At 69.0% G+C, this 19,181-nt stretch carries 23 protein-coding genes and 1 pseudogene; 11 read left to right on the top strand and 13 right to left on the bottom strand.

Annotated elements, in window-relative coordinates; all coding sequences use genetic code 11:
• The first annotated feature begins 55 nt into the window (after nucleotides 1–55).
• The gene (locus ACRWK8_RS03965; protein WP_431868402.1) at nucleotides 56–1,042 is read left to right on the top strand and encodes an NAD-dependent epimerase/dehydratase family protein; all 987 of its coding nucleotides are present in this window, start codon (nucleotides 56–58) and stop codon (nucleotides 1,040–1,042) included.
• A gap of 9 nt (nucleotides 1,043–1,051) precedes the next feature.
• On the opposite strand, the gene ACRWK8_RS03970 is transcribed toward ACRWK8_RS03965, so the two are convergent.
• The 8 genes from ACRWK8_RS03970 to ACRWK8_RS04005 form a co-directional block, all read right to left on the bottom strand.
• Nucleotides 1,052–2,512: an AfsR/SARP family transcriptional regulator gene (locus ACRWK8_RS03970; RefSeq protein WP_378738197.1), complete on the bottom strand. Its 1,461-nt coding sequence runs from the start codon at nucleotides 2,510–2,512 to the stop codon at nucleotides 1,052–1,054.
• Nucleotides 2,513–2,743: 231 nt separating this feature from the next.
• Entirely contained in the window at nucleotides 2,744–3,172 is a 429-nt protein-coding gene (locus tag ACRWK8_RS03975) for a spore-associated protein A (protein ID WP_431868405.1), read from the bottom strand.
• 52 nt (nucleotides 3,173–3,224) lie between these two features.
• Nucleotides 3,225–3,635, bottom strand: a complete 411-nt coding sequence (locus tag ACRWK8_RS03980; RefSeq protein ID WP_378738193.1) for a spore-associated protein A — start codon at nucleotides 3,633–3,635, stop codon at nucleotides 3,225–3,227.
• A 56-nt stretch (nucleotides 3,636–3,691) separates the two neighbouring features.
• On the bottom strand, nucleotides 3,692–4,114 hold the full coding sequence (locus tag ACRWK8_RS03985; protein ID WP_017544296.1) for a hypothetical protein: 423 nt from the start codon (nucleotides 4,112–4,114) through the stop codon (nucleotides 3,692–3,694).
• A 197-nt stretch (nucleotides 4,115–4,311) separates the two neighbouring features.
• Nucleotides 4,312–4,461: a hypothetical protein gene (locus ACRWK8_RS03990; protein WP_431868408.1), complete on the bottom strand. Its 150-nt coding sequence runs from the start codon at nucleotides 4,459–4,461 to the stop codon at nucleotides 4,312–4,314.
• Nucleotides 4,462–4,657: 196 nt separating this feature from the next.
• The gene (locus ACRWK8_RS03995; protein WP_431868474.1) at nucleotides 4,658–4,900 is read right to left on the bottom strand and encodes a DUF397 domain-containing protein; all 243 of its coding nucleotides are present in this window, start codon (nucleotides 4,898–4,900) and stop codon (nucleotides 4,658–4,660) included.
• 211 nt (nucleotides 4,901–5,111) lie between these two features.
• Entirely contained in the window at nucleotides 5,112–5,297 is a 186-nt protein-coding gene (locus tag ACRWK8_RS04000; RefSeq protein ID WP_431868410.1) for a DUF397 domain-containing protein, read from the bottom strand.
• A 9-nt stretch (nucleotides 5,298–5,306) separates the two neighbouring features.
• Nucleotides 5,307–6,149: a helix-turn-helix domain-containing protein gene (locus tag ACRWK8_RS04005; protein ID WP_431868412.1), complete on the bottom strand. Its 843-nt coding sequence runs from the start codon at nucleotides 6,147–6,149 to the stop codon at nucleotides 5,307–5,309.
• Between the two features lie 448 nt (nucleotides 6,150–6,597).
• On the opposite strand from ACRWK8_RS04005, the gene ACRWK8_RS04010 reads away from it, so the two are divergent.
• From ACRWK8_RS04010 to ACRWK8_RS04025, 4 genes are all read left to right on the top strand, one after another.
• Complete coding sequence (locus tag ACRWK8_RS04010) at nucleotides 6,598–7,182, top strand: ATP-binding protein (RefSeq protein ID WP_431868414.1); 585 nt, start codon at nucleotides 6,598–6,600, stop codon at nucleotides 7,180–7,182.
• Nucleotides 7,182–7,703, top strand: coding sequence for a hypothetical protein (locus tag ACRWK8_RS04015; RefSeq protein ID WP_431868416.1), 522 nt, complete (start codon nucleotides 7,182–7,184; stop codon nucleotides 7,701–7,703). The genes ACRWK8_RS04010 and ACRWK8_RS04015 overlap by 1 nt, the downstream gene beginning before the upstream one ends.
• Before the next feature lie 98 nt (nucleotides 7,704–7,801).
• On the top strand, nucleotides 7,802–8,359 hold the full coding sequence (locus tag ACRWK8_RS04020) for an ATP-binding protein (RefSeq protein WP_431868418.1): 558 nt from the start codon (nucleotides 7,802–7,804) through the stop codon (nucleotides 8,357–8,359).
• Complete coding sequence (locus ACRWK8_RS04025; RefSeq protein WP_431868420.1) at nucleotides 8,356–8,811, top strand: hypothetical protein; 456 nt, start codon at nucleotides 8,356–8,358, stop codon at nucleotides 8,809–8,811. Before ACRWK8_RS04020 ends, ACRWK8_RS04025 begins: the two co-directional genes overlap by 4 nt.
• Before the next feature lie 167 nt (nucleotides 8,812–8,978).
• On the opposite strand, the gene ACRWK8_RS04030 is transcribed toward ACRWK8_RS04025, so the two are convergent.
• Nucleotides 8,979–9,443: an ArsI/CadI family heavy metal resistance metalloenzyme gene (locus ACRWK8_RS04030; protein ID WP_431868422.1), complete on the bottom strand. Its 465-nt coding sequence runs from the start codon at nucleotides 9,441–9,443 to the stop codon at nucleotides 8,979–8,981.
• Nucleotides 9,444–9,522: 79 nt separating this feature from the next.
• Here ACRWK8_RS04030 and ACRWK8_RS04035 point away from each other — a divergent pair, with 79 nt between their 5' ends.
• Genes ACRWK8_RS04035 through ACRWK8_RS04045 form a run of 3 tightly spaced genes read left to right on the top strand, consistent with a single transcriptional unit; the run spans nucleotide 9,523 to nucleotide 11,400 of the window.
• Nucleotides 9,523–9,912, top strand: coding sequence for an ArsR/SmtB family transcription factor (locus tag ACRWK8_RS04035; protein WP_431868424.1), 390 nt, complete (start codon nucleotides 9,523–9,525; stop codon nucleotides 9,910–9,912).
• Nucleotides 9,909–10,997: an ACR3 family arsenite efflux transporter gene (gene arsB, locus ACRWK8_RS04040; protein ID WP_431868426.1), complete on the top strand. Its 1,089-nt coding sequence runs from the start codon at nucleotides 9,909–9,911 to the stop codon at nucleotides 10,995–10,997. Before ACRWK8_RS04035 ends, arsB begins: the two co-directional genes overlap by 4 nt.
• Nucleotides 10,984–11,400 (top strand): arsenate reductase ArsC, encoded by a 417-nt coding sequence (locus ACRWK8_RS04045; protein WP_431868427.1) that lies wholly within the window; start codon nucleotides 10,984–10,986, stop codon nucleotides 11,398–11,400. The genes arsB and ACRWK8_RS04045 overlap by 14 nt, the downstream gene beginning before the upstream one ends.
• A 103-nt stretch (nucleotides 11,401–11,503) precedes the next feature.
• Here the strand turns inward: ACRWK8_RS04045 and ACRWK8_RS04050 are convergent, their stop codons facing one another.
• Nucleotides 11,504–12,406 carry an SDR family NAD(P)-dependent oxidoreductase gene (locus ACRWK8_RS04050; RefSeq protein WP_378738166.1) on the bottom strand — a complete coding sequence of 301 codons (903 nt, stop codon included), beginning with the start codon at nucleotides 12,404–12,406 and terminating at the stop codon, nucleotides 11,504–11,506.
• A gap of 100 nt (nucleotides 12,407–12,506) precedes the next feature.
• Here ACRWK8_RS04050 and ACRWK8_RS04055 point away from each other — a divergent pair, with 100 nt between their 5' ends.
• From ACRWK8_RS04055 to ACRWK8_RS04065, 3 genes are all read left to right on the top strand, one after another.
• The gene (locus ACRWK8_RS04055) at nucleotides 12,507–13,172 is read left to right on the top strand and encodes a TetR/AcrR family transcriptional regulator (RefSeq protein WP_431868428.1); all 666 of its coding nucleotides are present in this window, start codon (nucleotides 12,507–12,509) and stop codon (nucleotides 13,170–13,172) included.
• A 262-nt stretch (nucleotides 13,173–13,434) separates the two neighbouring features.
• Complete coding sequence (locus tag ACRWK8_RS04060) at nucleotides 13,435–14,145, top strand: VOC family protein (RefSeq protein WP_431868430.1); 711 nt, start codon at nucleotides 13,435–13,437, stop codon at nucleotides 14,143–14,145.
• Nucleotides 14,146–14,358: 213 nt separating this feature from the next.
• Entirely contained in the window at nucleotides 14,359–14,586 is a 228-nt protein-coding gene (locus tag ACRWK8_RS04065) for a hypothetical protein (RefSeq protein WP_017544280.1), read from the top strand.
• Between the two features lie 70 nt (nucleotides 14,587–14,656).
• Here the strand turns inward: ACRWK8_RS04065 and clpB are convergent, their stop codons facing one another.
• The 3 genes and pseudogenes from clpB to dnaJ form a co-directional block, all read right to left on the bottom strand.
• On the bottom strand, nucleotides 14,657–17,266 hold the full coding sequence (clpB, locus tag ACRWK8_RS04070; protein ID WP_431868432.1) for an ATP-dependent chaperone ClpB: 2,610 nt from the start codon (nucleotides 17,264–17,266) through the stop codon (nucleotides 14,657–14,659).
• Nucleotides 17,267–17,503: 237 nt separating this feature from the next.
• Nucleotides 17,504–18,001 (bottom strand): annotated as a pseudogene (locus ACRWK8_RS04075) (heat shock protein transcriptional repressor HspR); the annotation flags it as partial.
• Nucleotides 17,998–19,158, bottom strand: a complete 1,161-nt coding sequence (gene dnaJ, locus ACRWK8_RS04080) for a molecular chaperone DnaJ (RefSeq protein WP_378738158.1) — start codon at nucleotides 19,156–19,158, stop codon at nucleotides 17,998–18,000. The gene dnaJ and the pseudogene ACRWK8_RS04075, both read right to left, overlap by 4 nt.
• Nucleotides 19,159–19,181 lie beyond the last annotated feature (23 nt).

Raw genomic sequence — 19,181 nt, forward strand, 5'->3', positions numbered from 1 at the left:
CTGCCGTGGGCAGGAGGGTCTGGCGCGGGCGGTGCGTCCCCGGAAGACTGGCGGCATGACGAGACTTCTGGTTCTGGGCGGTACGGAGTTCGTGGGGCGTGCGGTCGCGGAGGAGGCGATCGCGCGGGGGTGGGAGGTCACCGTCTTCCACCGGGGGACGCGCGCGTCCCCCGCCGGGGCCGAGGTGCGGCACGGTGACCGCACGGAGGAGGGCGGGCTCGCCGCGCTGGCGGAGGGGGAGTGGGACCTGGTGGTCGACACCTGGGCCAAGGCTCCCGTGGCGGTGGCCGAGGCGGCCCGCCTGCTGCACGGCAGGGTCGGACACTACTCCTACGTCTCCAGCCGTTCCGTGTACGTCTCGCCCGCTGAGCCCGGGGCCGATGAGACCGCTCCCGTGGTGGAGGCCTCCGTCGACGACGACGGGACCGACTACGCGCGGGCCAAGCGCGGCGGGGAGCTGGCGGCGGAGGCGGTGTTCGGTGACCGGTCGCTGTTCGTCCGCGCGGGGTTGATCCTGGGGCCGTACGAGAACATCGGTCGGCTGCCGTGGTGGCTGAACCGGGTCGCCCGGGGCGGGCCGGTGCTGGCTCCCGGGCCGAGGGATCTTTCGCTCCAGTACGTGGACGCGCGTGACCTGGCCGCCTGGACCCTGGACGCGGCGGAGAAGGGGCTGAACGGGCCGTACAACATGGTCAGCCCGATCGGTCACACGACCATGGAGGGGTTCCTGTCGGCGTGCAGGGAGGTGACCGGGTCGGGCGCGGAGTTCCGGTGGACGTCTCCCGAGGTGATCGCGGAGGCCGGGATCGCCCCGTGGCGGGAGTTGCCGATGTGGCTGCCGCCGGGGGAGCTGCACGGGTTCCTGCACCAGGGGAACGTCGATCGCGCGCTCGCGACGGGGCTGCGCTGTCGGCCGGTGGAGGAGACCGTCGCGGACACGTGGGCGTGGCTGGAGTCCGTGGGCGGGGAGGCGGAGCAGCGCCCGGACCGTCCCCGGGTGGGCCTGGACCCGGAGGTCGAGGCCCGCGTCCTCAGCCGCTGACCCGACCCCTCAGGCGGAGCCCATGCGGGCGGCCGCCATGCGTAGGGCGAGGGGCAGTCGCCCGCAGTGGTCGACGATGCCTTCGTTCGACTCGCGTTCCGCGGCCAGTCTCTCCGGGCCCGCGACGAGCCGGAGCAGCTCGATGGACGACTTCTCCGACAGCACGTTGAGGTGGACACGGCGGGCGTCGAACAGCGCGACCATCGACACCAGTTCGTGTCGGCTGGTCACGAGGACGGTGCTGCTCCGGCCGCCCGGTAGTAACGGCGAGACCTGTTCGGCGGAGGCGGCGTCGTCGAGGAGGACCAACAGGCGCAGGTCCGCGGTGATCGAGCGGAAGAGGTTGGCGAGGTCAGGAGAGCCGCCGGGCAGATGGTGGGGGTCGGTACCCAGGCTGCGCAGGAGCTGACGGAGCGCGTCGTCGGGGTCGACCGGCCCTCCGCGGCGGCCGGATCCGTCCAGGTCCACGTACAGCTGTCCGTCGGGGAACTGGTCCCGGGTCTCGTGGCCCCAGTGGGCGGCGAGCGTGGTCTTTCCGACCCCGGCGACCCCGGTGACGAGGAGGAGGGGGGAGGGGCCTCCGTTCAGTTCGGCGTTGAGCGCGCCGAGTTCCGAGGCCCGGCCCACGATGCCGTGGGCGCAGCGGGGCAGTTCGGCGGGTCGTACTCGGGTCGGGGTCCCGGTGCGTTGGCCCGGGGGGTCCTCCGCGCGACTGGTCACCGCGCCTCTGGTCGCGGTGAGTTCCCTGTGGAGGCGTTGGATCGGCGCGCCGGGTTCGATCCCCATGCGGACTCGGAGCAGGTCGCGTAGGTCCGCGTAGACCTCCAGGGCCTCTCCCACGCGGCCGCAGGAGTGCAGAGCGGACATGAGCAGCCCCGCGAAACGTTCCCTGGTCGGGTGTTCCGCGCACAGACCGCGCAGTTTGGGTAGGGCGTCGAGGGTGCGGCCCCGCTCGACCTCCACCTCGTACAGCTCCTCGATCGCGTTCAGGCGTTCCTCCTCCAACGCGGGTCGCGCGTGGGTGACCAGCGCGGGCTCGACACCGCTGAGCGCGGGCGCGGTCCAGAGTGAGACCGCCGCGCGCAGGACCCGGGCCGCGTCGTCGAGTCGTCCCGAGGCGTGGCTCGCCCTGGCCTGGTCGAGGAGGCGTTCGAACAGAGCCACGTCGACCGTCTCCGCCCCGACGAGGATGCGGTATCCGAAGCTCTCGCGGACGATGGTGTCCGCTCCCAGGCGTTTGCGTAGCTCGTGCACGTGGCCGTGGATCTGGGAACGCGCGCTGCGCGGCGGATCCTCGCCCCAGACCAGGTCGATGAGCCGTTCGTCGGGCACCACGGTGTTCGGCTGGAGTAGCAGGGCCGCGAGCACCGTACGGCGCTTTCGCCCGCCGATGTCCACGTTTCCTTCCCCGATGAGGACCTCTACCGGGCCCAGCAGCCGATACCGGATACTGGAAAGGTTGCTTTCCAACCGATTGCCTCCCTTGACCGCAGATTTCTGCCTTCGGTCACAGCGGAGCTTAGGTCAGGCGAATCAACGAGTCCAGGGATATTCGGATGAAGAAGGGTATTGTCCGAGATTGGCCAGGGCGCGTGAATCACATTCTGAAACTTTGGCATCTATTTCAGATGATATGTACGAGTCAGCCCAGGAAAAGGGCGGCGCGGTGAACGTTCCCCGTGCCGCCCGCCCCCGTGTGGATCAGCCGCAGTTGGTGTCCGTGGCCTTGCCCTCGGTGCCCGAGATGCGCCCCATCCAGCTCACGCACTTGCCGGCCGCGCTCAGGTAGATCGGTCCGGCGTAGCTGGTGAAGCGCCCGGCCTCGTACTTGTCGTAGTGGTTGCCCGACGAGCCGATCTTCAGGCCCGCCTCCATGAGGACGGCGGTGCCGGTGCTGACCCGCTTCGTCACGACGCAGTTGTTGCCGTTGGAGGAGTTGTAGGTCAGAAAGACCGTGCCCTTGCTGCCGATGTTCCTGTGGTTGACGACCTTGTAGCCGCTGCCGCACTCGTTTCCGTAGGTGGCGATGGCGGAGGCGGCGGAGGCCGGGGCGGCGGTGGCGAAAACTCCGCTGACGCTGATTCCCAACGCCAGTGCGACAGCCGCGGTCTTCCTGAGGGCGTTCTTCATGGATCTCCCCTGGTGTCTCGGTGAGTACGGGAAAGGTGAGGAGGATCGAGGTTCAGCCGCAGTGGTGGTCCGGGCTCTCGATCGTCGCCGTGCCGATGGTGCCGCCCCAGTCGATGCACGTGGCGGGAGCCGACACGTAGACGGGTCCCGCGTAGGTGGTGTAGTTGCCCTTGTCCCGCTTCCACGTGGAGGAGGAGGACAGTTTGATGAAGGCGTCCATGGGAGCGGCGGCGCCCGGTGTGGTGCGCACGGTCACGACGCAGTTGTTGCCGTTGGAGGAGTTGTAGGTGAGGAACGTCGTCCCGCGGTTGTTCGGGAACTCGATCTTGTTGATGACCGTGTAGCCACTGCCGCACTGGGCGCCGTAGGTGGCGGCGGATGCGGGGGTCGCGGTGGCCACCATGCTCGCGGCGGCGATGCAGGCAGCGGCGGCGACCGCGGCGGCCTTCTTCAGAACGTGCATTATGGCTCTTCCCGTCGTGCGTCCGTGCGCCGCCCGTCGCGGCGCGGGGGCGTGGATCAGCCGCAGTTGGTGCCGTTGCGGTTCACGTTGGTGCCGGTGATGTTCCCGTACCAGTCGACGCACTGCCCGGCTGCCTGGCGGTAGACCGGTCCGGCGTAGCTGGTGTAGTTGCCCTCGTCCTGGACGGCCTGGCTCGGGGAGTCGCTGGTCCGCTTCAGTCCGACGACCATCTGAATGGCCGAGCCCGACCCCTTGCGCACGGTGACGGCGCAGTTGTTGCCGTTGGAGGAGTTGTAGGTCAGGAAGACGGTGCCCTTGTTGCCGATGTTGGCGTGGTTGACAACGTTGTAGCCGCTGCCGCAGACGCCGTTGTAGGCCACGATGGGGGAGTCTGCGGCGGTGGCTGGCGTCGCCATGGCCGCGGACCCCAGCGTGAGGGCCGCCGAGAGCAGCATGACCGACCGGAGGTTCTTGATCATGTGGGTGTTCGCTCCTTGTGTTCCCGAGCCCGCGACGAACGGGCTCGGGAGGGATGGTGGCAGCCGCGGCTTCGAGCCGACTTCGAACCCGCTTTCCTCCGGCTTCGGATGGCGTACGAGTGGGGGCCGTGTCCCCTCGGACACGGCCCCCACCTGCGGTGATGTTCTCCTCTTCGGTTCCCCCTGGCCGGATCCGGTCAGGCCTCCGGGTCCGGTTCGTCCGCGTGACGGGTGGTCAAGGTGAGCCGCTCCCGGTCGTCGTCCACGTCCGCCCGGAGGGAAGCCCCCTCGGTCGGCTCACCGGACGGAAACTCGCGGGTGAGCGGGGCGTCGATGCTGGACCGCACCAGGCCACGGGAGCACGAGCGGGCCGCCGTCGGCTGTGGCTGCGAGCCCGTCCCAGGGTGGGCCTGGACCCCGAGGTCGAGGCCCGGGTTCCGGGGTTGTGAGGTTCCTGGAAGCAGCCCTTCGGGTTGGGGCGTGGCAGGGAGGAGTTCACGCAGGCCCCCAGGTGAGATCCGGGGTCCTGCGGAAAGCCTCGGGTCAGTTGAGTCGAACTCCGGCGAGGAACGCGCGCCACTCGGGCGACGCGAACGCCAGGTGGCCACGTTCCCTGTTCTGGGTGTCACGGACCGCAGCGTCGGTGGGTAGGTCCGCGACCTCGACACAGTCGTTCTGGTTCGCGCTGTAGCTGGACTTGCGGTAGCGGGCGACCTCGACGCAAGCGGACTCGTTCGCGCTGTAGCTGGACTTGTGGAAGGTGAGTTCGGCGGTGTGGGGGTGCATCATGGGGACCTCCGCTGGGGGTGAGGGCGCTGACGAGTCATGCACGGTTCTGCCCGCTCTACACCCCGTGTGCAGAGGAAGGCGTCCCGAATCTGATCGGCAGCGGACACCTAAGCTCCTGCTTCCGGATCGCCTGTTCTGGACAGGGTGGCCTTGGAACGAGTACACGTAGGCCCCCAGGTGAAACCTGGGGGCCTACGTTCTGCTGAGGTCAGCTCTGTCGAACTCCCGCAACAAAGGCGCGCCACTCTGGTGAGGCGAACGCCAGGTGACCCTGCTGGCGATTCTTGGTGTCTCGGACAGCAGACAGCCCTGGCGTGTCAGCGACCTCAACGCAGTTCTGCTGCTGCGTGTAGGACGAAGTGCGCCAGGAGGCCTCAGTAGAGAACGAGTACATCGGCTCTTCCTATCGGGTGATCATCTTCTTCAGGTACGGAATCGTCCGCTCCTCATCCAGTGCGGACGTGCGGATGTGGTCCCATAGCCTGCGGTACTGGGTGATCTCGGCTTCACGTTCCAGGTAGATCCCGTCCGTGTAGGTCTCCAGATACACGATGGGCCCAGCCGGTTCGGCGAAGTCCATGATCACGAATGGGCCAGCAACGCCAGCATGCACCCCTGCGTCTGTGGGCAGCACCTGAATAGTCACGTGACTGGAGGAATCAGCAAGGTCGACCAGGTGCTCTATCTGCTCTCGCATCACCTCTGGTGCCCCGGCGAGACGTTGGAGAGCGTGCTCCTCGATGACAGCCCACAACTGGGTCGGTGAGTCGCCTGTGAGGACCTGTTGCCTCCGCATCCTTGCGTCGACGGCGCGCTGGATGTCCTCCGGATCACGCCAGAGCCGTGCCCGTTGCATGAGACGAGCCAAACCAGGGGTCTGGAGCAAGCCGGGGATTCCGAAGGCCTCGTAGTTCGCGATGCTCGTGGCCTCGGACTCCAGCTCCACGTAGGAGCCGGTGAGGATGTCGTCGTAACGTGTCCACCAGCCGCGTTGCTGCGCATTTCGGACCAAGGTGAGCACGGCTTCGTACTGTGCGTCCTCGCGGTCGATGTCGTACTCATCAAGCAGTGCCTTGATCTCAACGACCGAGGGCTTCTTGCGTTCGCCTGTCTCGATGTGCCCAAGTTTGGCGCGGGACCACTCGACCCTTTGAGCGGCTTCCTCCAAGGAGAGTCCAGCGTTCTTGCGCATCCTCCGAAGGATGGCGGAAAGCTGACGCCTCCGGATCGTAGGACTCGCTGCCACCGTGGCCTTCCTGGTGCGTGTGCGCTGCTTCTTCGTGGTGCTGATGGTAACTCCCGGAGCGAGAAAACGGACATTTAGCAATCTATGGATAGAGCTCTATGGCATAGCGCTTGAATCCTAGATTTCTATGGTTCAGTATGGGGGATGTACTCGTTCCCGCTGTCCCGTTCCAGGCAGCGCCCCCTTGGAGGTGTGCGTCCATGGCGCCCCGATCCCTGAAGCTCTCCGCGCTGGCATGTGTGTGCCATCTCGCGTCCGTGGCGTTCCATCGCCGTCGTCCCCGGCAGGCTGCGCGTGTGCGTGCCTTCGCCGCCAACCCTCCCCGCCGCACCACCACGTCTTGCTCTCGTCGTCCGTTGATCCCTGCGCCCAGGAGGCCGATCGATTCCGTCCCCTTGCAGGTCCTGGAGGTCGTCCTGGCCGGGCTGCGGCGGTTGGCGGTGGCCTCGTGAGCGTGTTCTCCCCCGAACTGACCCACCGCGAGGCGACGGTCCCCCTGGCGAGCTTCATCAAGCCGTTCCACGCCCACTACTTCTCCCGGACTGTGGGCACCCCGTTCCGTAAGCGCAAGTACGCCTTCGCCGGTCTCCCGGGCCTGATGCCCCTGGTCCGGGCGTTCCTGGACACCAGCGCAGCCGAACGCAGCAAGGACTACCGGTACTTGTTCACGCTGCTCGGCTCGGAGCTGGCCAACAACGCCATCGCCCACTCGCTGTCGAGTGAGAACGGCCAGACCTACTCACTCACCGTGGATCGGGGTGCCACGGGGATGACGTTGACCTGCCAGGACCAGGGCACCCTGCGCCCCATGGCTTCCGGCCCGCTCACTGCGCCCGCTCTCGCCGCGCTTCAGCCTGACGCGGGTCTGGGCAGCGGCCCGGGGATCGGGTTGGGGTTGGTCAACGCGTTGGCGGATCGGTGGGGAGACAACGGCAACCCGAAGTTCCGGCAGGTCTGGTTCCACCTCTCCTACGACCTCAGCCACAACCCGTGGACGCAGATCAACATCGCAGAGGACGAGGTGGAGTGCTGATGTTGGACGTGGACACCCGGGACCTGCTGGCTGTGGCCGAGGACGCCCTGACCGCCCCGACTCATCTGACCCCGGCGCAGGTGGATGTGTGGCACAACCACACCCTGCGCAACCGCCTCCCCCTGGTCCTGGGGGCTCTGCGGATCGCTCGAGAAGTGAGCGACGCGGAACGGGCGATGCGGTTGATTGACCAGGCGATCCATGATCACCCCGCACCCACCCGGGTACCGGGCAACAGGCCCGTAGCGGGGACGGTCACGAAGCCGAACAACCCCCACGCAGAGTCACTGCCGGTTCCGGAGCATGTGCTCTGTGCCCTGCTCTACAAGCACTGGTCGATGACGGTGGAGGGCACGGCACCTGGCGAGGTCTACGTGGCTCGACGCCCCCTCGGGTGGACGGGTGAGGGCGACCCCTATGAGCGGATTACCGCACCCGATCGCATCGAGTTGTTGCGGTTGCTCGCTCACCGGCATCTGGGTGTTCTCAGGAGTGATCCGGAACCTCCGCCCGCTGCCTGAGCCCCGAAGCCGTTCTACGAAAAAGCTCTGGCGGGTGCGTCAACACCCCCAGAGCAGGCCGACACCCCAACCCCGTTGAAGAGAAAGAGATTGCCGACATGGCTATTGTGCCGCACACCCCTGCCCTGGACCACACGAACAGCCCGCCCGAGAACGAGTCTCGGTGGGAGTGCCGCGTCTACCCGGGCCAGCTCTCCCAGACCAGCCAGGTACGCACCGACCTCACCTGCGACCTGGAGCGGATGACCCGTCTTCCGGTCGAGGTGCGGGAGGAGATGGTGTTGTGTCTGAGCGAGATGTTCGCCAACGCCTGTGAGCACTCCCGCTCCGGGCAGGACCCCGACGGCAGGGTGGTCCGCACCCTGGACCTGCCCCGGCCGGGAACGGTGCGGATCTCGATCATCGACGACGGCGCCCGCACCGACGCTGCCGCCCACACCTCTCCAAAGGTCCCGCGTAGGCGCACCAGGCGCCAGCAGGAGCGCGCCGAACGCGGACGCGGCCTGCTTCTACTCGACCACCTCACTACCCGGTGGGGGTTCCGGCCGGTACTGGACTTCCCGTTCTGCGCCGGGCTGGGCACCGTGATCTGGGCCGAGTTCACCCACCTCGCCCTCACCGCCGCTGGTGGGGACACCTGTGGTGGTGCCCGATGACGCGCCACCAGGTCAGCGCGGAGATCAGGTCGGTCCTGACCGCACCCCGAGGCCACCGCTTCCCCCGCACGAACACCCGCCCACCCCAACTCGCCGTTCCGGCCCTGGAATCAGCGTCCGCCTGGACCGAAACCCACCAAGACCGGCAAGAACGCCTGCTCCGTCAGATGGGCGACAACCCCCGGGTGGCGTACATGCTGGAACACGGGCCCCTCCCGAACTGGGTCACGGTGGCCCGCCACCACCGTGAAGAGAAGGCTAGGCAGGCCCAACTGGCGGAGGCCGCTTCCCACGCAGAGCCGGAACCCGCTCTTCCCCGGGGCCGCCACCGCGCTCCCCGCCCCTGGTGGGCATGGCCAGCCACCGCCATCAGCTCCACCCTCCTCCTGGGCCTCAATGCCCTGGAGGTCATGGGCCAGAACCTCACCCACCCCATCAGCTTCCTGACCTGAACCAATACTGGGGCCCGGCGGCGAAGTCGCCGGGCCCCACCACCCCGCAGCGGTGAGCTCCATGAATTCGCGCTCTCTGGTGAGAGGGTCCGCTCCGCTGGACGCGCGGACCCTCTCCCTCTCACGCGTCAGCGTGATCACCAACGGGCGTGAACCAACGCCAGTGCTCAGCCGCCGCAGCACCCCGACCCCGACGCCGGGCTCGGAACCGGGCTCTGGGCGGACTGGGCCGGGTTCGGGACGTCCTCGGCCCTGCCGCGCTGGTCACTGTCGGCCTTCACCACGTACACCTCCCACGGCTCCCTGCCGGGGCCGTGCACCCAGACCTTGTCCTGGACCGCGTAGCAGCACGACGTGTCGTTCTCCTCGAACGTGGCCAGGCCCGCTTCCTTGAGGCGGTCGGTGGCGGCGTCGACCCGCGCCGAGTCCTCGACCTCCACCCCCAGGTGGTCCAGTCGGGTCTCCTGTCCGGGCTCGCCTTCGATGAGGACCAGCTTGAGCGGGGGCTCGGAGACGGCGAAGTTGGCATACCCGGGGCGGCGCTTGGCGGGTTCGACGCCGAAGAGCTGCGTGTAGAAGACCACCGATGCTTCGAGGTCGGCGACGTTGAGGGCGAGCTGCACACGGGACACGGGGGACCTCCACAGGCCTTGTATCGAACTCCGTCGATGCAAGGTTGCGGGTTGTTTCGAAGTTTGTCAACATAGACGCATGTCGAATCAAGAGCGCACGGCCGATGCTCCCGCTTCGGTCCCAGGCACGGTCGCGGACTGCTGCCCCGGCCTGCTGACCACCCCGCTGGACGAGGGCGAGGCTTCGGAACTCGCCAGGGTCTTCAAGGCCCTCGGTGACCCCGTGCGGCTCCGACTGCTGTCGATGATCGCCACCCCGGACGGCGGCGAGGTGTGCGTGTGCGACCTGACGCCCGCCTTCGACCTCTCCCAGCCCACCATCTCCCACCACCTCAAACTGCTGCGCGAGGCCGGACTCATCACCGCCGAGCGGCGCGGCACCTGGGTCTACTACCGGCTCGTGCCCGCCGCCACCGACCGCCTGGCCGCGGTCCTCACCCGCCGCACCACGACGGCGGCCGGAGCGTGAGCGCCCCCGTCCAGCCGAGCACCGAGACGGGTGTGGTGCGCCTACCGGTCCTGGACCGCTACCTGACGGTGTGGATCCTGATCGCCATGGCCGCGGGCCTGGCCCTGGGCAGAACGGTCCCCGGTCTGGGGCAGGCCCTGGCCGGGATGGGCGTGGCCGGGGTGTCGGTGCCCATCGCCCTCGGACTGCTGGTGATGATGTACCCGCCGCTGGCCAAGGTCCGCTACGACCGCCTGGGAACGGTCACCGGCGACCGGCGCCTGCTCGTCACCTCGTTGGCGCTGAACTGGATCGTCGGTCCGGCGGTGATGTTCGCCCTGGCCTGGCTGTTCCTGGCCGACCTCCCCGAGTACCGCACCGGCCTGATCATCGTCGGACTCGCCCGCTGCATCGCGATGGTCATCATCTGGAACGACCTCGCCTGCGGCGACCGCGAGGCCGCCGCCGTCCTGGTCGCGCTCAACTCCGTGTTCCAGGTGGTCGCCTTCGGCGCGCTGGGCTGGTTCTACCTGGTGGCCCTGCCGGGGTGGCTGGGCTGGGAACAGGCCGTGCTTGAGGTGTCCTTCGTCGACATCTCCGTCTCCGTCCTGGTCTTCCTCGGCGTTCCGCTCCTCGCCGGATACCTCACCCGCCGCCTGGGCGAGCGGGCGCGCGGCCGCGACTGGTACGAGAACCGGCTGCTCCCGAAGCTGGGCCCGTGGGGGCTGTACGGGCTCCTGTTCACCATCGTGGCGCTGTTCGCCCTCCAAGGCGAGGCGATCACCTCCCAGCCCTGGGACGTGGTCCGTATCGCGGCCCCGCTGCTCGTGTACTTCGTGCTCATGTGGGCCGGGACCCTGATCCTGGGGCGCCTGCTGGGCTTCACCCACCCCCGATCGGTCACGCTGGCCTTCACGGCGGCGGGCAACAACTTCGAGCTGGCGATCGCCGTGGCCATCGCCTCCTTCGGGGCCGCCTCGGGGCAGGCCCTGGCCGGGGTGGTGGGGCCCCTCATCGAGGTGCCCGTCCTGATCGCCCTGGTCCACGTCGCGCTGTGGTCGCGACGGTTCTTCCCCCACGAGGAGGTGCGCGGTGTCCGGCGCTGAGATCCCGCAGGTGCTGTTCGTGTGCGTGCACAACGCCGGACGCTCCCAGATGGCCGCCGCCTTCCTCCAGCACCTGGGCGCGGGGAGGGTGCGGGTGCGGTCGGCCGGTTCGGCCCCCGCCGACACCGTCAACCCCGCCGTCGTGCGGGCCATGGCCGAGGTCGGCGTCGACATCGCCGCCAACGTGCCGAAGGTCCTCACCACGGACGCGGTCCGCGCTTCGGACGTGGTGATCACCATGGGCTGCGGAGACGCGTGTCCGTTCTTCCCGGGCAAGCGCTACCTGGACTGGAGCCTGCCCGACCCGGCGGGACAGGGCGTGGAGGCGGTGCGGCCGATCCGTGACCGCGTCCGCGTCCTGGTGGAGGAGCTCTTGGAGGAACTGGCCCCGCCCGGCCGGTGACACGGGGGAGACCATCCCCGTGGGGCGCGGATGAGGGGCGCAGTCAACCCTTCATATCTGGCGCTATGGAGGGTTGAGACCCCTCCCGTGTGGAACCACCGTTTCACCCAGCGGGGAACGTCACTCCGGTGAGCTCCTCCGAGACGGTCCACAGACGTTGTTGGGTGGCCTGGTCGTGGGAGTCGGGGCTGGAGGTGACCAGCTTGGGGTACCCCCGGATCTCGCCCCGGTTGCCGGGACCGTAGTACTGCCCGCCGAGCACGTCCGGGTCGGTGGCGGCCCGCAGTGTGGGCAGGGCGCCCATCTCTGGCCTCTGGGTGAGCACCGGCGCCAACCAGGTGACGGGCAGCCGAAGTGCGGCGGGTGTGTTGCGCAGGAGCTCGGTGTTGGACATGCCGGGGTGGGCGGCCACCGCGATCGTGGTGCCGTGCCGTTCGATCCGGCGCTGCAACTCGTACGTGAACATCAGGTTGGCGAGTTTGGCCTGGCCATAGGCGCCGACCCGGCTGTACGAGTTCTCCCACTGCAGGTCGTCGAAGTGGATGGCGGCGCGGATGCGGTGGCCGGTGCTGCTGACCGTCACGACGCGGGACCCGGGAACAGGCAGGAGCCGGTCCAGCAGCAGTCCGGTGAGGGCGAAGTGGCCGAGGTGATTGGTGCCGAACTGCAGCTCGAAGCCGTCGGCGGTGGTCTGCTTCGGGGTGTACATCACGCCGGCGTTGTTGATCAGAAGGTCGATGCGCGGATGGTTGGCGCGCAGGTCGACCGCGGCGGAGCGGATCGAGTCCAGGGAGGCCAGGTCGAGGGCCTGGACGGTGACGTCGCCGGTGATGCGAGAGGCTGCCTGTCTGCCCTTCTCGACGTCTCGGACGGCCAGGACCACAGCCGCCCCGTGCTCGGCGAGCATCCGAGCGGTCTCGAAACCCAGCCCGGTGTTGGCTCCGGTCACGATCGCCACCCGGCCGTGCTGATCGGGGACGTGTTCCTCGGTCCAGTCGCCGCTCATGGCGCGCTCCTAAAAGACTGGAGGTCTATTATTGAGACCAACTTAAAGAACCGGTGGTCTGATGTCAAGAGACCGGCGGTCTTCAAGCTAGGTTGAGGACATGACATTCCAGCGGGCGCGAAGCGAGGAGCAACGCCAGATCCGCCGCCGAGCGATCCTGGACACGGCGGCGGCGATGCTCGACGAGATGCCCGTGGCCGAGGTGAGCCTCAACGAGCTCAGCCGACGGGTGGGTCTGGCCAAGTCGAACGTCCTGCGGTACTTCGACTCGCGTGAGGCCGTACTGCTCGAACTGCTGGACGATTTCCTGGGTGACTGGCTCGCCGCGCTGGCGGAGGAGCTGGCCGCGGGCATCGAGGCACACGCGGCACCAGAACTGCGGGCGGCCCAGCTGGCCGAGGTCCTCAGCCGGTCGCTGGCGAACCGGGGGGTGCTGTGCGACCTCTTCGGTGCGCAGGGCGGCGTCCTGGAGCACAACGTCTCGGTCGAGGTGGTCAAGCGGCACAAGCGATCCTCCCTCGCCAGGCTCGCGACCATGTCCGAGCTCGTGCGCCGCCACGTGCCCGAGCTCGGCGACGACGCTCAACTGTTCTGCCTGACGAGCCTCATCTCGGCGGGCGCCCTAGCGTCCTACACCCCACCGTCGCCCAGCCTTCTCGCCGCCTATGCGGACGAACCTGCCCTCGGTGCGCTCCACATGGAACTGCGTGATGCTCTACGCGTCGCCTTCACTTCGATGCTCCTGGGCGTGCTGCCGCGCTCCTAGGCCCTTCCACCCGCCACGAGGAAGGCGGATCGGACCAACCCGGTCCGTGGACTTCGCCCATGGGGCGGTCGACGCCCCGAAGGGCGTCAGGCGACGGAGTCCCGTTTCCACGAGAGTCCGCAGCAGGTAGCGCGGGCCGTGGCTTCCACCCGGCGAGGAAGGCCACGGCCCGAACCTCGTCAGCCACCCTGGACACAGCCGGAAGGCACACGGAGAAGGAAGCCATCTCCGAGCGTCGTACCCCCGCGCTACCCTCCACGCCATGCTCGTGGACTCGATCACCCTCCAAGCCGACGATCCCCCCACCCTGGCCCGCTTCTGGTCGGAGGCCCTGAGGGTGCCGATCGTGCGGGGAGAGCCCGCCGGGCTGCTGCTCGCGACTCCGGGCGTGCCGCTACGCCTCATCCCGGCCCCCTCCACCTCTCGGTCGGAACCGGCCATCACGCGGCTGCACCTCGACCTCAGCGGCGGGAGCGACCACCGCTCCTGGGCCCGAACCCTGTGCTCACTGGGCGCCTCCCCCCGCGACGTGGGGCAGGGCGACGTGCCGTGGGAGGTGCTGGCCGACGTCGAGGGAAACCTCTTCTGTGTGATGCCCGGCGATCGCTACGAGGAGGCCGGACCCGGACTGGGATCACTGCCCGTGGACTCCGCGCGCCCTCGGGCCGACCGGGACTTCTGGGCGCGGATCACCGGCTGGACACCCACCGAGAAGGGCCACCCGGAGCTGCGGCCCCCGCACGGCCTCGGCATCCGCCTGGCGTTCTGCGACGAGCTCGGACCCAAGCCCGCGAACGAACCGAACCTCATGGGCCCGGCCCTGCGTCTCGAAGAGCACGAACGCGAGACCGACGCCCTGGAACTGTTGGTGCACGCGGGCGCGGTTCGTGTGGAAACCGAGGACGAGGCCCCCTGGCACCTGCTGGCCGACCCTTCGGGAAACGAGTTCAGACTTCTGAAACCGCTGCGCTGAGTTCTCGTGCTCGGCCCTGATCGGGGCGGGCAGGAGTGAATACCGGCCATGCCCTATTCGGCCTGATGGGTGATGTGTTTCGGGGACAGCGCTCGAACGAAGGGGCCGATGTTGTCCGTGTCCGATTCTCGCGAGGAGGTGGTCGAACCGCGCAAACCACCGAGCCCCGGAGGGCATCCCACGGGGTGACATCCCCCCGACCCTGGAGCCCCCATGGCCTACACGTCCTCCGGCGAGAGCAGTCCCGGAACCGCCCTCGCCGTCGCCATCCTCACGCTCGTGTGCTGCAACCTGATCGGCGGCGTCGTCGGTATCGCCTTCGCGGCGGTGGCCATGGGCAAGGAGGACGAGGAGGAGCGGGCCCGCTTCACCGGCTACGCCTGGACGGCGATCGTCATCGGCCTCGTGCTGAGCGGGCTGGGCATCCTCCTGATCCTCTGAACCGGCACGGCGACAACCCGTACACACGGCGAGGGGCCGTACCGGTGCCGGTACGGCCCCTCGCCGTCGCTCAGGCCGGTTGGTCCGCCCCGCCGGTCGTCACGGACAGCCGGTCCAGGGAGTCGTCCACGTCCACCCGGATGGTGTCCCCCTCGGTCAACTCACCCGAGAGCAGCTCACGGGCGAGCGGGTCACCGATGCTGGACTGCACCAGGCGGCGCAGTGGCCGGGCACCGTAGTTCGGGTCGTAACCGGTCAGGGCCAACCACTCGCGGGCCGCCGGGGTGACGCTCAGGGTCAGCTGACGGTCGGCCAGACGCCGAGCCAGCTTGTCCACCTGGAGGTCGACGATCCGGGTCAGGTCCTCGGTGGAGAGCGCGTCGAACATGATCACGTCGTCCAGCCGGTTGAGGAACTCCGGCTTGAACGTGGCCCGCACGACGTCCATCACGCGTTCCCTGCGCGTGGCCTCCTCCAACGACTGGTCCACCAGGAACGGGGAACCGAGGTTGGAGGTGAGGATGAGGATCGTGTTGCGGAAGTCCACCTGACGGCCCTGGCCGTCGGTGAGGCGCCCGTCGTCCAGCACCTGGAGCAGGGTGTCGAACACCTCCAGGTGCGCCTTCTCCACCTCGTCCAGCAGCACCACCGTGTACGGGCGACGCCGCACCGCCTCGGTGAGCTGGCCGCCCTCCTCGTAACCCACGTACCCGGGAGGCGCGCCCACCAGCCGCGACACCGAGTGCTTCTCCGAGTACTCGCTCATGTCGATGCGCACGATCGCGCGCTCGTCGTCGAACAGGAACTCGGCCAGCGCCTTGGCCAGCTCGGTCTTGCCCACACCGGTCGGACCGAGGAACAGGAACGACCCCGTGGGACGGTCCGGGTCCGAGATCCCCGCGCGGGCGCGGCGCACCGCGTCGGACACCGCCTGGACGGCGTCCCTCTGCCCGATCAGCCGCTGCCCCAGCTCGTCCTCCATGCGCAGCAGCTTGGAGGTCTCCCCCTCCATGAGCCGACCCACGGGGATGCCGGTCCAGGAGGAGACGACGTCCGCGATCTCGTCGGCGCCCACCTCGTCCTTGACCATGGTGTCCCCGGCGGTCTCCTCGGCCCTCTCCTCGGCCTTGGACGCCTCCTCGACCTGCTTCTCCAGCTGCGGGATCTCCCCGTACATCAGCCGTGACGCCTCCTCGAAGCGGCCCTCGCGCTCGGCCAGCTCCGCCTTCGTACGCATCTCGTCCAGCTGGCCCTTGAGGTCACCGACCCGGTTCAGCCCCGCCTTCTCCTGCTCCCAGCGCGCCACCAGGCCGTTGAGGTGCTCCTGGCGGTCCGCGAGGTCGGCGCGCAGCCGCTCCAGCCGCTGCTGACTCGCGGGGTCGGACTCCTTGTCGAGCGCCATCTCCTCCATCTTGAGGCGGTCCACCGTGCGGCGCAGCTCGTCGATCTCCACCGGGCTGGAGTCGATCTCCATGCGCAGCCGGGACGCCGCCTCGTCGATGAGGTCGATCGCCTTGTCGGGCAGGAACCGCGCGGTGATGTAGCGGTCGGACAGCGTCGCGGCGGCCACCAGGGCGGAGTCCGAGATCTGCACCTTGTGGTGCGCCTCGTAGCGCCCCTTGAGGCCGCGCAGGATCGCGATGGTGTCGGCGGCCGACGGCTCGCCCACCATGACCTGCTGGAAGCGGCGCTCCAGCGCGGGGTCCTTCTCGATCTTCTCCCGGTACTCGTTCAGGGTGGTCGCGCCCACCATGCGCAGCTCGCCCCGGGCCAGCATCGGCTTGAGCATGTTGCCCGCGTCCATGGCGCCCTCGGCCGCGCCCGCCCCCACCATGGTGTGGAGCTCGTCGATGAACGTGATGACCTGGCCCTCGGACTCCTTGATCTCCGAGAGCACCGCCTTCAGCCGCTCCTCGAACTCGCCCCGGTACTTGGCGCCCGCCACCATCGCGGACAGGTCGAGGCTGATCAGGCGCTTGCCGAGCAGCGACTGCGGCACGTCACCCGCCACGATGCGCTGGGCCAGCCCCTCGACCACGGCGGTCTTGCCCACGCCGGGCTCACCGATGAGCACCGGGTTGTTCTTGGTGCGTCGGCTCAGGACCTGGATCACCCGGCGGATCTCGCCGTCCCGGCCGATGACCGGGTCCACCTTGCCCTCGCGGGCGCGCTCGGTGAGGTCCACACCGAACTTCTCCAGCGACTGGTAGGTGTCCTCCGGGTTCTCCGAGGTGACCTTCCCGGTGCCGCGCACCCGCTCGAAGGCCTCCAGCAGCGTCTCCGGGGCGGCACCGGCCTCGTTGAGCAGCCGGGCCGCCTCACCGCCGTCGGTGGCCAGGCCGACCAGCAGGTGCTCCGTGGAGACGTACTCGTCCTCCATCTGCTGCGCGCGCTGGGCGGCGGTGTTGATGGAGACGATGAGCTGGCGCGAGGAGGACGGCGAACTGACCGTCGATCCGGCCGCCTTGGGCAGGGCGCTGATCGCGGCCTCGACCTTGTCCTTGAGCTGGTCGGGGTTGGCGCCGACCTCCTTGAGAAGCGGACGGGTGATGCCCTCCGCCTGGTCGAGCAGGGCGTTCAGCAGGTGCAGCGGTTCGGTCTGCGGGCTGCCGTCGGCGGTGGCCTCGCGGATCGCGGCGGCCAGGGCCTCCTGGCTCTTCCGCGTGAGCTTGTAGTTCATGTCCGGTTACCCCTTCCACAGAATCTGTTACTCAGAGTGATCATGCGAGGGCGCCTGAGACCGTTCCCCGAACGGTGGCCCCCGGGTCCGTCAGCCCCGGCCCGGACCGCCCCGGCCGGGCTCGTCCCGACCGGTCCGACCGCCGGGACCACCCGGCCCGCCGGCCTGACCACCCTGGCCACCCGGCCCCCCGGAGCCCTGGCCGCCCGTCGGGCCGCCCTGCCCCTGACCACCGGAACCGCCCTGGCCCCCCGGCCCCTGTCCACCGGGGCCGGGCTGGCCGCCGCCCTGACGGCCCTGGTCGGGGTCCTCGGGCTCGGCGGTGTTGAAGATCGTGACGCGGGTGCGGCGCACCAGCTCCCCGCGCACCGGCCCGCCCTCGGGACGGGCCGGACGGCCCCGCCGGGACACCGCCCGGCGGGCCGCCTCAAGCTCGTTGGCCAGGTGGAACGCCTGCTCGCGCAGCTGCTCCACCTCGTGCTGCAACTCCAGGATCCGCTTGATCCCGGCGAGGTTGATGCCCTCCTCCTGCGACAGGCGCTGCACCTCGCGCAGCGTCCGCACGTCGCGCATGGAGTAGCGACGGCCCCGACCGGACGTGCGGCCCGGAGAGACGATCCCGAGCCGGTCGTACTGCCGCAGCGTCTGCGGATGCATCCCGGCCAGCTCAGCGGCCACCGAGATCACGTAGACCGGTGCGTCGGCGCCGAAGGCAGGATCGTTCACGTTGTTCACGCGCCCTTCGCCCGCGCTTCGAGCCCGTCGCGCGGGTCGTAGTCGGAGGTGGCCGCGCGGAACTTCTCCAGGGCCTCGCGGGCGTCGCCGTTGAGCGTCCTGGGCACGTCCACCTCGAAGGTGACGAGCATGTTGCCCGCGGTGCCGTCCTTACGGGTGGCGCCCTTGCCGCGGACCCGCAGCGTGTGCCCGTTCTGGGTACCCGGCGGCACCTTCACGGTCACCGGGAAGCCGCTGAGCGTGGGCACCCGGACCTCGGCGCCCAGCGCCGCCTCGGGGAAGGTCACCGGAACCGTGATGGTGACGTTGTCGCCGCTCCTGCCGAACACCGGGTGTCCCTTCACGTGGACGACGACGTAGAGGTCACCGTTGGGGCCGCCGTGCTCGCCTGGAGCGCCCTTGCCCTTGATACGAATGCGCTGGCCGTCGCTGACCCCGGCCGGAATGCGGGTCTGGATGGTGCGGGTGCTCTTGCCGCGTCCACTGCCGGTGCAGGTGGGGCAGGGGTCGTCGACCACCAGGCCGCGTCCCTTGCACTCGCTGCACGGCTCGGACAGCGAGAAGCCGCCCAGGTTGGTGCTGTCGTGCCCGGTGCCGCTGCACTTGGGGCACATACGCGGGGCCGTGCCGGCGCGCGCTCCCGTGCCCTTGCAGGTGGGGCACGGGGCCTCGCTGCTCAGCTGGAACGAACGGGTCACCCCGTCCGCGGCCTCGCGGAAGCTCAGTGTGGTCTCGGTCTCGATGTCGGATCCGCGCCTGCTGCGGGTGGCGGTGCCGCCCCGCCCGCGGTTGCCGAACAGTCCGCCGAAGAGGTCGCTCAGGCGTTCCCCGCCCGCGGCCCCGCCTCCGCCGGTGCTCTGACCGAAGATGTCGCTCATGTCGAACCCGCCGGGACCGGCGCCGCCCGGCCGGTACGACCCGCCGAACATGGAGCGCGCCTCGTCGTACTCCTTACGGCGCTTCTCGTCCGAGAGGACGTTGTACGCCTCGGAGATCTCCTTGAAGCGGTCCTCGGCCCGGGGGTCGTCGGTGTTCGCGTCCGGGTGGTTCTCCCGGGCCAGCTTGCGGTAGGACGACTTGATCTCGTCCTTGGAGGCCGTCTTTGAGACTCCCAGGACCTTGTAGTAGTCCTTCTCCAGGTAGTCCTTGGTGCTCATCGACTGGTGCCTTCTCCCGCTGG

The sequence above is a fragment of the Nocardiopsis eucommiae genome (assembly GCF_965344335.1).
In the GTDB taxonomy this organism is placed as follows: domain Bacteria; phylum Actinomycetota; class Actinomycetes; order Streptosporangiales; family Streptosporangiaceae; genus Nocardiopsis; species Nocardiopsis eucommiae.

Excerpts from the sequence above, each read along its gene's own strand:
- ACRWK8_RS03975 (WP_431868405.1), bottom strand. The coding sequence starts at position 3,172 with ATGAAGAACGCCCTCAGGAAGACCGCGGCTGTCGCACTGGCGTTGGGA.
- ACRWK8_RS04050 (WP_378738166.1), bottom strand. The coding sequence starts at position 12,406 with ATGAGCGGCGACTGGACCGAGGAACACGTCCCCGATCAGCACGGCCGG.
- dnaJ (WP_378738158.1), bottom strand. The coding sequence starts at position 19,158 with ATGAGCACCAAGGACTACCTGGAGAAGGACTACTACAAGGTCCTGGGA.
- ACRWK8_RS04035 (WP_431868424.1), top strand. The coding sequence starts at position 9,523 with ATGTCGAATCAAGAGCGCACGGCCGATGCTCCCGCTTCGGTCCCAGGC.
- ACRWK8_RS03985 (WP_017544296.1), bottom strand. The coding sequence starts at position 4,114 with ATGATCAAGAACCTCCGGTCGGTCATGCTGCTCTCGGCGGCCCTCACG.
- ACRWK8_RS04065 (WP_017544280.1), top strand. The coding sequence starts at position 14,359 with ATGGCCTACACGTCCTCCGGCGAGAGCAGTCCCGGAACCGCCCTCGCC.
- ACRWK8_RS04020 (WP_431868418.1), top strand. The coding sequence starts at position 7,802 with ATGGCTATTGTGCCGCACACCCCTGCCCTGGACCACACGAACAGCCCG.
- ACRWK8_RS04000 (WP_431868410.1), bottom strand. The coding sequence starts at position 5,297 with ATGTACTCGTTCTCTACTGAGGCCTCCTGGCGCACTTCGTCCTACACG.
- ACRWK8_RS04055 (WP_431868428.1), top strand. The coding sequence starts at position 12,507 with ATGACATTCCAGCGGGCGCGAAGCGAGGAGCAACGCCAGATCCGCCGC.
- ACRWK8_RS03980 (WP_378738193.1), bottom strand. The coding sequence starts at position 3,635 with ATGCACGTTCTGAAGAAGGCCGCCGCGGTCGCCGCCGCTGCCTGCATC.
- ACRWK8_RS04060 (WP_431868430.1), top strand. The coding sequence starts at position 13,435 with ATGCTCGTGGACTCGATCACCCTCCAAGCCGACGATCCCCCCACCCTG.
- ACRWK8_RS03965 (WP_431868402.1), top strand. The coding sequence starts at position 56 with ATGACGAGACTTCTGGTTCTGGGCGGTACGGAGTTCGTGGGGCGTGCG.
- ACRWK8_RS04025 (WP_431868420.1), top strand. The coding sequence starts at position 8,356 with ATGACGCGCCACCAGGTCAGCGCGGAGATCAGGTCGGTCCTGACCGCA.
- ACRWK8_RS03995 (WP_431868474.1), bottom strand. The coding sequence starts at position 4,900 with ATGCACCCCCACACCGCCGAACTCACCTTCCACAAGTCCAGCTACAGC.
- ACRWK8_RS04015 (WP_431868416.1), top strand. The coding sequence starts at position 7,182 with ATGTTGGACGTGGACACCCGGGACCTGCTGGCTGTGGCCGAGGACGCC.
- clpB (WP_431868432.1), bottom strand. The coding sequence starts at position 17,266 with ATGAACTACAAGCTCACGCGGAAGAGCCAGGAGGCCCTGGCCGCCGCG.